The 11,480-nt window shown below is 43.2% G+C and carries 9 protein-coding genes; 5 read left to right on the top strand and 4 right to left on the bottom strand.

Features of this window, described 5'->3' with window-relative positions; all coding sequences use genetic code 11:
- Positions 1-173: 173 nt before the first annotated feature.
- Positions 174-1,478, bottom strand: a complete 1,305-nt coding sequence (locus tag AN214_RS14265) for an inosine/guanosine kinase (protein WP_054980333.1) — start codon at positions 1,476-1,478, stop codon at positions 174-176.
- Between the two features lie 181 nt (positions 1,479-1,659).
- On the opposite strand from AN214_RS14265, the gene tadA reads away from it, so the two are divergent.
- Positions 1,660-2,160: a tRNA adenosine(34) deaminase TadA gene (tadA, locus tag AN214_RS14270; RefSeq protein ID WP_054980334.1), complete on the top strand. Its 501-nt coding sequence runs from the start codon at positions 1,660-1,662 to the stop codon at positions 2,158-2,160.
- On the opposite strand, the gene AN214_RS22740 is transcribed toward tadA, so the two are convergent.
- Both AN214_RS22740 and mltF read right to left on the bottom strand, forming a co-directional pair.
- The gene (locus AN214_RS22740) at positions 2,157-2,306 is read right to left on the bottom strand and encodes a hypothetical protein (protein ID WP_161805690.1); all 150 of its coding nucleotides are present in this window, start codon (positions 2,304-2,306) and stop codon (positions 2,157-2,159) included. The two genes, tadA and AN214_RS22740, sit on opposite strands and share 4 nt — an antisense overlap.
- A gap of 123 nt (positions 2,307-2,429) precedes the next feature.
- Positions 2,430-3,776, bottom strand: coding sequence for a membrane-bound lytic murein transglycosylase MltF (gene mltF / locus AN214_RS14275; RefSeq protein WP_054980335.1), 1,347 nt, complete (start codon positions 3,774-3,776; stop codon positions 2,430-2,432).
- A 204-nt stretch (positions 3,777-3,980) separates the two neighbouring features.
- On the opposite strand from mltF, the gene purL reads away from it, so the two are divergent.
- The 4 genes from purL to AN214_RS14295 all read left to right on the top strand — a co-directional run bounded on the left by purL (position 3,981) and on the right by AN214_RS14295 (position 11,293).
- Positions 3,981-7,865, top strand: coding sequence for a phosphoribosylformylglycinamidine synthase (gene purL / locus AN214_RS14280; protein ID WP_054980342.1), 3,885 nt, complete (start codon positions 3,981-3,983; stop codon positions 7,863-7,865).
- Positions 7,866-8,549: 684 nt separating this feature from the next.
- On the top strand, positions 8,550-8,774 hold the full coding sequence (locus AN214_RS14285) for a FeoA family protein (protein ID WP_054980336.1): 225 nt from the start codon (positions 8,550-8,552) through the stop codon (positions 8,772-8,774).
- Positions 8,775-8,789: 15 nt separating this feature from the next.
- The gene (locus AN214_RS14290) at positions 8,790-10,595 is read left to right on the top strand and encodes a ferrous iron transporter B (RefSeq protein ID WP_054980337.1); all 1,806 of its coding nucleotides are present in this window, start codon (positions 8,790-8,792) and stop codon (positions 10,593-10,595) included.
- 188 nt (positions 10,596-10,783) lie between these two features.
- Positions 10,784-11,293 (top strand): DUF2780 domain-containing protein, encoded by a 510-nt coding sequence (locus tag AN214_RS14295; protein WP_054980338.1) that lies wholly within the window; start codon positions 10,784-10,786, stop codon positions 11,291-11,293.
- On the opposite strand, the gene AN214_RS23040 is transcribed toward AN214_RS14295, so the two are convergent.
- A partial coding sequence (locus tag AN214_RS23040; protein ID WP_235576762.1) for a hypothetical protein occupies positions 11,259-11,480 on the bottom strand: 222 nt, incomplete at its 5' end. The genes AN214_RS14295 and AN214_RS23040 overlap by 35 nt on opposite strands.

The raw sequence follows: 11,480 nt of genomic DNA on the forward strand, positions 1-11,480 counted from the left end.
TGATACCAATTCACTTAAGTAGCTGATCATCCTAGCGGACTAAATATCATGTTAACTGCGTTAGAATTTATCAATGTAGAACAACTACATAAGAAAAAATCTGCCTTGTTACCATTTTATTTATCCAGCGCTATCCCTGTCCACATACTTAACAGAATTGGTATAAGGTGGGATTATTGTTCCCAGTAAGCTTGTTGCAAGCTGTCTTCTCGTTCAGGCAAGCCGCGCGTTAAACGTGGCGAATGCTGCACTAATACCTCATAGCTTACACGGTTAGCATATTTACTGATTTGTGAAAGTGATGAATAGGTAAGCGCATTGATTTCATGCTTACTTGAGGTAGGAACATTTAATTGGTGATACACATTAGCGCTAATATCGTGAAGTACTGCGGCCAGTGCGCCATCACCTGCGCCATTGGTATTTTTAATGCTGTCAGGCCCACCCATGTAAGGTGCAGTATGAGTGTAAATTTTTACTGGATTTTTACAGTCTTTACGACGCATTGCGCGCGAAAACTCAAATTTATTAAAATCAGGAATGCTGCCTGGCATTAATTGGTGCTCTGTTGGGCGTTTCCAACAGTCATCAATGTAGCTGGCTAAGAACATGCCTTGGGCGCCAGCAGTACAAATTACCATATCAACCCAATCAAGCGCTTTATCGGCGGCTAAGAGCGGGTCTTCAAAGCCGGTAATAGCAAGGCCTTCTTCTTCGTTCATGGCTAATATGTCAACGTGGTCGTTAACGAAGTTTTGCCACCACTCAGGGTCTTGCTCAATTAAGAATTTGGTGCCTAAGCTCAGTACAACAGGTACATTTGCAGCGTTTGCGTATTCAACGGCTTTTAGCGCCGCTTCGGTCATGGAGTCTTCGCCTGTGGTACGCATTAAATAAGCCGAAATAACTAAAGCAGACGAGTTAGCAATAAGCTCTTGGGAAATGGATTCAGGACGTAGGCGGTTCATTAAACCAGGACTGATAGCGAAAGTACGCTCGCCACTTTCATCGATAAGTGTAAAACAACGACCAATTGGGCCATCAACCGGTTGTAGGTGTTCTAAATCTACGCGGGTTGAGGTTTTACTAACGAAACGATAGGCATAACTGCCAATTTTGATATTTTCACACATTACACCAAGCAGTACCGAACGGTCGTCTGATAACACTGAGTAATTGTGCATGGTGTTACCAATAGTGCCGCCTGCAAATTCGTAGTCGATCATGTCATGATCTTTTAAGCGTGCATAGAGAGCGTTGGTGGTGTCATCATCCATTACTTGCGACATGCCGCGGTGCAGGCCAAACTCGTTGAGAAAGGCTTGATCAACTTTGGCTTCTATATCAACCACAATTTGGTCAATACCCACTATGTAATTACGTGCAAGCTTGCTGTCTTGTGTGATCACGTTCGTTAACGGATCTTTATCTTCCACTGGAAAGTAGTGTTTTTGTCTGCGTCGTCCAGGAAATTTCATCTTGTTTCTACATTGCTTTGGCGTCGTGCAAAATGGCGGCGGATTATAGCCTAAAAAATAATTGAATAACTATGACATTAGCCCTTTATTTTAAAAAATTCTAAGAAAAAGAGATAACAATGCATGAATCTTTTTAACTTGGTAAAATATTTAAGGTGTTTATAAATCAACCTGAGTAACTATGTACCCTGAATTTAGCGATGAATATTGGATGATTGAGGCGCTTAAACGTGCTGATATTGCCGAGCAACATGGAGAAATACCGGTTGGTGCCATTGTTGTAAAAGACAACCAGATAATTGCTGAGGGGTATAATTTATCAATTACACAGCATGATCCATCGGCCCATGCTGAGATGATGGCGATTCGCCAAGCTGGCAAGTACATTGAAAATTACCGTATGCTCGATTGTACGTTATACGTCACTTTGGAACCTTGCTCCATGTGCGCAGGGTTGTTGGTGCATAGCCGTATAAAGCGTTTGGTATTTGGCGCACATGATGAAAAAACAGGTTCAGCGGGCAGCATTATGGACTTAACTCGCCACGAAAAGCTCAATCATCAAGTAGACGTCACCAGCGGGGTTTTAGCGGAAGTTTGCAGTGAAAAGCTGTCGGCATTTTTTAAAAAACGCCGCGCAGAAATAAAAGCCGCTAAAAAAGCGGCAAAAGGTGAAAGCTAGTTCGCTTCAGCTTCCACCAATAAATTAAATGCTCTGCGACGTTCAAGAACTTTACGATGGGTGTTGCGTCTTGCAATGCGGCGACGAATAGCACACGTGTTAACCGTGCTGCGTTTTACTTTGAATTTTCTACGCGTTCTTAGCATAGGTTCTCCTTAAAAAGGTGAGAGTGGAGAAGGGTAATTGGCTAAAGCCCTTATCTCTCGATAAGTTTATTAATAAATTATGACACTTATATGACATTCACCACGGTGAATTCAACTATCGTGTTACTCATCTTGGTTTTCATCAAGCCAAACGAGTGTGTCGTAATAGCGGCGAATATTATCGACATATTTAACGGCGACATCGCCACGGGCAAACCCGTATCTTGTTTGGCGATAGTAGCGCTTTTTAATCAGTAACGGTAAATGTTTTTTCACATCTGCCCATTTGTCGGCATCGCCGCCCGCTTTTTCGGTTAGCACACGGGCATCTTCCATATGACCAAAGCCCACATTGTAAGCGGCAAGCGCAAGCCAAGTACGGTCAGGTTCTTTTATGCGTTCGGGTACGCGATTAATCAATTTTTCTAAATAGATGCCGCCACCACGAATATTTTGTTCGGGCTCAAGGCGATTTTTAACACCGACCGATTTTGCAGTAGGCAAGGTCAACATCATAATCCCGCGTACTCCAGTTGGCGATTTGGCACGTGGGTCCCACATCGATTCTTGATAACTTACCGCTGCCAGTAAGCGCCAATCAAGGCTGCGTGAATATTGCTTAAACCAATCTCGGTATTTAGGTAATACATCACGAACTGCTTCTATATAAGCAAGGGTATTGATGTAGTTAAATTGACGAACATGGCCAAAATATTTTTCTTCTAGGTTCTGTAACAAGCCCGTTGAGCGCGCATAACCAAAAAACTCGATGGCAAGTGCATATAAACTGTCGTCATCGTTTTGTTGCAGCATCCAAGCGACTGGTTCTTCGCGGGTTACCGAAAAGGCAATGCTAAGTTCTGGGTGATAGCGGCGAAATAGCGCCAAAGTATGCGAGTCAGCAATGGTGTAATCGAATTTGCCATCAATAATGCCTTGTAATAATTCGGCTTCATCAAACTCTTCGGTTTCAACCCATTGTAAGTTTTCAAAATTGGCTTTTGCTTTTAATAAACTGGCGGCATGAGCGCTTTTGGCAATAACGGTAACAGGGGCGTCCAGCTGTGAAAAATTACGCGGTCTTTTACGCCCTTGTTTATAAACTAATTTTTGACTAATTGAACGATATTGCGGTGCAAAACGGTATTTATTTAAACGCGATTTGTTTAGGGTAAGGCCTGAAGCGAGAATATCGATTTGTCCTTTTTCTAGCTTGTTAAGCATGTCTTTAATTGAGAAAAAAGGAATGATTTCGAGCTCAGCGTCAATAAAGTTTGCGAATGCTTTAGCGAGCTCATATTCAAAACCCAGCTCACCATTGGCACTAATATAGTAAGTACTTTCGCCGGCAAGCGTGCCGATACGAACCTTATCTTTTTGTTTAATTTGGCCGAGGTGTGTTTCTGCGACAGGCTCTGAGCATGCTGCCAGCAAAAAAATAACCAGTGTAATTACAACGTGTTTTAGCACTCAAATCCTAAAATAACTAACCCCTACAAGCTTGTTATAACAGATAAAGTCTCGATCGTCACGAGGACTAATGTCCTATACATGAAATTCGAATTTGCCTATTTTTGTCTATTTTTTGATTTTTATTTAAATCTCATGTCATTTTCCACTATAATGTGCGCCCATAAATCTTCGTTCAATCCTTAACCCCGGATGAAAATACCTATGTTGATCCTACGTGGTGCACCTGCACTTTCTGATTTTAAAGTTCAAAAGATCCTTAAAACCTGCGCTGACGCCAATTTACCAGTGACTGGTGTTTACGCTGAGTTTATGCATTTTGCTGATTTAACAGCAGAACTTTCAGAGTCTGAGTTAGACAAACTAAATAAGCTATTAAAGTATGGGCCGACCATTACTGAACATACGCCTGAAGGTGCGCTCATTTTAGTGACGCCGCGCATTGGTACCATTTCTCCATGGGCATCAAAGGCAACTGATATTGCTAACAACTGTGGTTTAGACAAAGTACACCGTGTTGAGCGTGGTATTGCTTACTATGTTGAAGGCGACCTAAACGCGCAGCAGCTAAATGAGGTTGCAAAGCTAGTTCATGACCGCATGACCGAGTCTGTGCATAACAACCTTGAAGATGCAGGTCAGTTATTTCGCGTTGAAGAGCCGCGCCCAATGTCATCTGTAGACATTCTTGGTGGTGGCCGTGAAGCGCTTGTAACTGCAAACGTAGAGCAAGGTTTCGCACTAGCTGACGACGAAATTGACTACCTAGTAGAAAACTTCACTAAACTAGGTCGTAACCCGAACGACATCGAATTATTCATGTTCGCACAGGCGAACTCTGAGCACTGTCGTCACAAAATTTTCAACGCCGATTGGACAATCGACGGCGTAGAACAGCCTAAGTCGCTGTTTAAGATGATCAAGAATACTTACGAGACGCACCCAGAAAACGTACTGTCAGCTTATAAAGATAACGCAGCAGTAATGAAGGGTTCTAAAGCGGGTCGTTTCTTCCCAAATAAAGATGGCGAGTACAACTACAATCAAGAAAACATTGAAATCTTGATGAAGGTTGAAACCCACAACCACCCAACAGCGATTGCACCATTCTCTGGCGCGTCGACTGGTTCTGGTGGTGAAATTCGTGACGAAGGTGCAACAGGCCGTGGTTCTAAGCCAAAAGCAGGCCTTGTTGGTTTTACTGTATCTAACCTTCGCATCCCAGGTTTTGAGCAGCCGTGGGAAACTAACTTTGGCAAGCCAGGTCGCATCGTTGATGCACTAGACATCATGATCGACGGCCCGCTAGGTGGCGCGGCGTTCAACAACGAATTTGGTCGTCCTAACCTACTTGGTTATTTCCGTACTTACGAAGAAAAAGTTAACAGCCATAATGGTGAAGAGGTACGTGGTTACCACAAGCCAATCATGCTTGCTGGTGGTCTTGGTAATATTCGTACTGAACATGTTCAAAAAGGTGAAATTCCAGTAGGCGCTAAGCTTGTTGCACTAGGTGGCCCAGCTATGAACATTGGTCTTGGTGGTGGTGCCGCATCATCAATGGCATCTGGTCAGTCAAACGAAGACTTAGACTTTGCTTCTGTACAGCGTGAAAACCCTGAAATGGAACGTCGTTGTCAGGAAGTTATCGACAAATGTTGGCAGCTAGGTGACGAAAACCCAATCGCGTTTATCCACGATGTGGGCGCGGGTGGTCTTTCAAACGCATTCCCTGAGCTTGTAGACGATGGTGGCCGTGGTGGTAAATTCCAGCTACGTAATATCCCGAACGATGAGCCGGGCATGGCACCACACGAAATCTGGTGTAACGAATCACAAGAACGTTACGTACTTGCAGTAGCAGCTGAAGACTTCGCACGTTTTGAAGAAATCTGTAAGCGCGAGCGTGCACAGTACGCAGTAATTGGTGAAGCAACAGAAGAGCGTCACTTAACCGTTGCGGATAGCCACTTCGATAACAACCCTGTAGATCTTCCACTTGAAGTACTACTTGGTAAAGCACCTAAGATGCACCGTGACGTAGAGTCAAAACAAGTATCTGGTGAAGCACTTAACACTGACAGCATTAACGTACTCGATGCCGCTAAGCGTTTACTTCGTCTACCGACTATCGCTGAGAAAACATTCCTTATCACCATTGGTGACCGTACGGTTACAGGCCTAGTGGCACGTGACCAAATGGTTGGCCCTTGGCAGGTACCTGTAGCAAACTGTGCTGTAACAGCTGCTGCGTTTGACACTTACCACGGTGAAGCAATGTCAATGGGTGAGCGCACACCTGCGGCACTTCTAAACTATGGTGCATCAGCACGTTTAGCAGTAGCTGAAGCGCTAACGAACATTGCTGGCGCAAACATTGGTGGTCTTGAGAACATCAAACTATCTGCAAACTGGATGGCTGCAGCGGGTCACCCAGGTGAAGACGCAGGTCTTTACGAAGCAGTAAAAGCTGTGGGTGAAGAGTTATGTCCAGCGCTTGGTCTAACGATTCCTGTTGGTAAAGATTCAATGTCGATGAAGACGACATGGCAAGATGACGGTGAAGACAAAGCGGTTACAGCACCACTTTCACTTGTAATCACAGCATTTGGTCGTGTAGAAGACATTCGTAAAACAGTAACGCCTCAGCTTCGCACTGATAAAGGTGACTCAAGTCTAATCTTAGTTGACTTAGGTGCAGGTCAAAACCGTATGGGTGCATCAAGCCTTGCACAGGTTTACAAGCAGCTTGGTGACAAGACGCCTGACGTTGATAGCCCAGAGCTATTAAAAGGCTTCTACAACGCAATGCAAGCACTTGTAGCAGACGAGAAGCTACTTGCTTACCACGACCGTTCAGACGGTGGTTTATTCACGACTGTCGCTGAAATGGCATTCGCAGGTCGCACTGGTGTGACTGTAAATCTTGATAGCTTAACAGGCTCTGACATTGAAGCGCTTTATAACGAAGAGCTAGGTGCAGTGATTCAGGTTCGCAATGACGACCTTGCAGCAGCTGAAGCTGTGTTAGCTGACAACGGCCTTGCAGCAATCAGCCACACTATCGGTGCATTAAACACGGAAGACAAAGTTATCTTCAACCGTGGCGGCGAAGCAGTACTTGCAAATACACGTACAGAACTACGTACTATCTGGGCTGAAACAACTTACAAGATGCAAGCACTTCGTGATAACCCTGAGTGTGCTAAGCAAGAATTTGATGCCAAGTTTGACGAAAAAGATCCTGGTCTTAACGTAAAACTAAGCTTCGATCTAAATGAAGACGTAGCAGCACCTTACATTGCTACAGGTGCTAAGCCTAAGATGGCAATTCTACGTGAGCAAGGTGTTAACTCACACGTTGAAATGGCAGCGGCATTTAACCGTGCAGGTTTTGCAGCAGTTGACGTACACATGAGTGACATCCTTGAAGGTCGCCTAACGCTAGAAGAGTTCAAAGGCCTTGTAGCCTGTGGTGGTTTCTCTTACGGTGACGTACTAGGTGCAGGTGAAGGTTGGGCTAAGTCAATTCTATTCAATGATATGGCACGCGATCAGTTCCAAACATTCTTTGAGCGTCAAGACACGTTCAGCTTAGGTGTGTGTAACGGTTGTCAAATGCTTTCTACACTGAAAGAACTTATCCCAGGTACTGAGCACTGGCCACGTTTTGTAACCAACAAGTCAGAGCGTTTTGAAGCACGCTTCAGCCTTGTTGAAGTACAAGAAAGCCCGTCAGTATTCTTCCAAGGTATGGCTGGCTCTCGTATGCCTATCGCGGTATCTCACGGTGAAGGTCATGCTGAGTTTGCAAACAACGCAGCAGTAAAAGCAGCACTAGAGTCTGGCACAGTAGCGGTTCAATACGTTGATAACTTTGGTAAGCCAACTACGCAATACCCGAACAACCCGAATGGTTCACCAGAAGGTATTACTGGTATTACATCGACGGATGGTCGTGCAACAGTTATGATGCCACACCCAGAGCGTGTGTTCCGTGCAGTAGCTAACTCTTGGCACCCAGATGAGTGGAAAGAAGATAGCCCATGGATGCGTATGTTCCGTAACGCACGTAAGAACGTGGGGTAAAACACGACCGAAACGAAGTTTCGCAGCGTGTTTTACGCGAGTCATGGATGACGAGCCGGGCCGTAGCTTCAGGACGAATTAGTCTGCACAGCCTTAACTAGCTTTAAAGAAAAGGTCACCTCGGTGGCCTTTTTTGTTGCTTGAGAAAGCTAACTCTTGGCAGCGATACCTTTGATAATAGTGGAGCAATGACAGTCCATGGATGCGCATGTTCCGTAATGCTAGAAAGAACATTGGCTAATCGTTTAGTTTGATGAAAAAGGTCATTTCGGTGGCCTTTTTTGTATCTGTACGTTGAGACCGATAAAAATATCGGGAATATTTTTGAACAGCGAAGCTGGCCCGAAGGGTGAAAGGCAAGATGCCTGAAGTCATCGAAGTTTCGCAGTTAGTCGAACGCTTTTCGGGGAAGAAAATTCCTGCGAGCGCACCGGGCCGTAGCTTCAGGACGAATTAGTCTGCACTGTCCCAACTTGATTTAAAGAAAAGGTCACTTAGGTGGCCTTTTTTATTATCTAAAATAAATATTTAAGTTAAATAAGATTAGTAACTTTTACAGGATTTTAATTTAATTAATAAATTAATTTTTATTTATATAAAGTTTAGATAAATATTCAAATTGCATTGAGCTTTGTTGTAGAAAAGCGCATACTGGCGGCAAATATTTAACTGCGAATAAGTATCATGACGATTTGTGATGTTCCCGTAAAGCAACAGGCGACAATAGCGCGTTTGTGTCCAAATTTAGATTCCGCCGTCGCTCAACGACTAGAGGAAATGGGGTTCGCTGAAAATGCGTTAATAACCTGCATACGTCGCACACCGTTCAATGGTCCCATTGTTTATCAAGTGGGGGGTTGTGTTTACTCACTCGAACCTGCAATAGCTAAACGTATTTACATCGCATAAACCGTAAGAACCCTCATGAAACGAATTTTATTAGTTGGTAAACCCAACAGTGGTAAAAGTTTGCTTTTTAATCAGTTAACAGGCTTAAAGCAAAAAGTTGCTAACTTTCCAGGTGTTACAGTCGAGCTTAAAAGTGGTCAGTTTAATGACTTTGAAGTAGTTGATTTTCCGGGTACCTATTCGCTAAATACGCTGTCAAAAGATGAGCAGATCGCAGTCGAAAAGCTAAATGAGGCGATTAATCAAGACGACACCGAAGTGATTGTAAATGTACTAGACGCAACGCGATTAGAGCGCAGTTTGGTATTTGCATTGCAAGTACAACGTTTGGCACAGCAACATAATAAAAAGGTCGTGTTTGCACTTAATCTAATTGATGAGTTACAGCGCTTTAATCACCAAATAGACATCACACAACTCGCTAAAGATTTGAATGCTCCGGTATTTGCTTTGTCAGCAAAAACGCTTACTGGTGTAACTGAGTTTCAAAAAGGCTTAGTTGAAATTGCTAACGCACCTTTTCAGCAAAACCTTCATTCAGATCCTAGTCAAAACTTGCAAAGTGCTAAAACGCTTGCAAAAAAATATGCAATTGCCAGCGATATTGTGCTTAAAAAGCAAAATGTTATCGATAACTTTTTGTTAAATAGCGTGTTTGGTGCTGTGGCATTTTTTACAATTATGTTTTTATTGTTTCAGAGCATTTTCACATGGGCCGCGCCGTTAATGGATGGCGTAGAAATGCTTATTGGTGATACCGCCGCGTTGGTTACAGGGTTATTGCCAAGCGGCATGATGCAAGACTTCACGGCAGATGCCTTGTTTGGTGGAGTTGGTTCTTTTTTAGTATTTGTGCCGCAAATTATGGTGCTCACTTTTATAATTGGGTTACTGGAAGATAGTGGCTACCTTGCTCGCGCAGCGTTAATTTGCCATAAGCCACTAAGCTTCTTTGGTTTGTCTGGTCGTAGTTTTATTCCTTACCTATCTGCAAATGCCTGCGCGATACCTGCAATTATGGCCGCCAGAACCATAGAGTCACCGCGTAAACGCCTGATCACTATGATGACTATTCCCCTGATGTCATGCTCTGCGAGATTGCCGGTTTATGCCTTGTTAGTTGCGGTATTTATTCCGGCAGATCACACAGTACTTGGGGTCTTTAACTTGCAAGGTATCGCATTTTTTGCCCTGTATTTGTTTGGTATTGTGATGGCGCTGATTGTAAGTGCATTACTGAGTAAATCTAAAATGACAGAGCAGAGCCAGTCTGAAATGCCATTTATTTTAGAGCTGCCAACTTACCGGATGCCCCATTGGAAACCACTAATGCACCGTGTTTTGAACAGTGGTATTTATTTTATTAAACGCGCCGCACCGGTTATTTTTATGGTGTCTGTGGTGATTTGGGTGCTGGGTTATTTTCCGCAAAATGCTGATTTAGAACACTCGTTACTTGGTCAATTCGGTCAGTTTATCGCACCAGTGTTTGAACCACTTGGTGTAGATTGGCGCTATGGTGTGGCAATCATGATGTCGTTTTTGGCGCGAGAAGTATTTGTAGGTGCGTTAGGCACACTGTATGGCATGGAAGGCGCTGATGAAAACATTGCTGGGCTAGCATCTCAAATTATGGCTGATGGCTTACCACTTGGCACCGGTATTGGTTTAATGCTGTTTTATGTAGTGGCATTACAATGTGTAGCAACCGTGGCAACGATAAAAGCGGAAATGGGTAACGCTAAACTCGCATGGGCTTTATTTGTGGTGTATGGATTAGTTGCTTATTGCTTAGCTGCACTAGCCCATTACTTTATATAAACACCTTACTTTATGCATTAGGGGCTATTTTCATGGCTCCTTTTCAGCCATAGGTGCGTTCCCGAGTCGATGTTGTGATTCAGTTTTAGGTTGAAGTATTAGAGCGAATTAAATTAATGACTTTTTAATCCCTTAGTTGTTAGTATTGCGCTGTACCTAAATCGGTTACCCTTTATTGGAAGTAAGTAATGAAAAAATTAACTTTAGTTGTAATGGTAACGGGCGCGTTTTACGCTAATTCTGTGAGTGCGGTTGATTTAAAAAGCACGTTAAATACTGCTGTAGCGAACCAAACAGCAGAAAAAACAACATCAAATGCCTTAGTAAAATATGCATCTGAACAATTGAGTTTATCTGAAAATATCATTGGTTCAGGCATGGGCGCGTTGCTCAAAGTAGCAAAAGATCATGTTAGCCCTGAAAACTTTGCCTTGATTAGCCAAGCATTACCAAATACTAACGGGCTGATCAGTGAAGCGCCTAAATCGTCAATGTCTTCACTAACTTCAATGCTAGGTAAAGGCGGCGATAAAACTAAACAAGCAACAAGCCTAGGTTATTTGGATAGTGCGTTTGAAAGTATTGGTATTCCAAAAGAGCAAGTTCCTTTGCTAGTAAACTCATTAGTTGGCTACATGGCGAATAACGGATACAGCAAAGAAGCTAACTTGTTAAAGCAAGGTTTAAGCTTTTTATAAATTTTAAACCACAATAAAAAAGGCCATTATGGCCTTTTTTATTTAAGCAGGGGTTGTGAGTAATACCAATTCTGTTAAGTATGTGATCAGGGATAGCACTGGATAAATGAAATGGTAACAAGGCGGAATTTTTCTTATGTAGTTGTTCTACATTGATAAATTCTAACGCAGTTAGCATGATATTTAG

It is taken from the genome of Pseudoalteromonas sp. P1-9 (genome assembly GCF_001399975.1).
GTDB lineage: Bacteria > Pseudomonadota > Gammaproteobacteria > Enterobacterales > Alteromonadaceae > Pseudoalteromonas.